Genomic DNA, 412 nt, shown 5'->3' with positions numbered 1-412 from the left:
GCTCTACTCGAATTTGATTCAATCCGACGTGAGCGAAACTTTAGCCGACCAGCAAATTGCTCACAGTTTGCACGAAAAAATAACCCGTCGTGTTTATGGCAATAAGTTGCGAGACGATTACAAGTTTAACGAGTTTCAGAAATACGAGCGGTATTCGGAAAAGATGCGCCGTGAAGCAGATATACCGTTTTAATGGTAAAAACGGCTTAAAAGGGCTGGAAACGGCAAAAACTAGCCCTTTCTATAAATGTTTAGTATCTCTAAAATGGCAGAATTTTCGGCGACCCTAAATATACAAAGTAGGTTTCAAAGTAAGTAAATTTTTTTGGAATTAAAAATTATGGACGAATACGACGAAATCAATTTAGGAGTGGTTCAAGTCGAATATGAAAGCCAACGGGAACGATTGAAC

General features: G+C 38.6%; 1 protein-coding gene. It reads left to right on the top strand.

Annotated elements, in window-relative coordinates; genetic code table 11:
* On the top strand, positions 1–193 hold a 193-nt coding region (locus tag I6F37_RS42205; RefSeq protein ID WP_225154704.1), incomplete at its 5' end, for a hypothetical protein.
* Positions 194–412: the final 219 nt, after the last annotated feature.

Source organism: Bradyrhizobium sp. NBAIM08, from assembly GCF_020193935.1.
Classification (GTDB): domain Bacteria; phylum Pseudomonadota; class Alphaproteobacteria; order Rhizobiales; family Xanthobacteraceae; genus Bradyrhizobium; species Bradyrhizobium yuanmingense.
The sequence above is the reverse complement of the archived record's forward strand: the minus strand, read 5'-3'. Positions and strand labels throughout refer to the sequence as shown.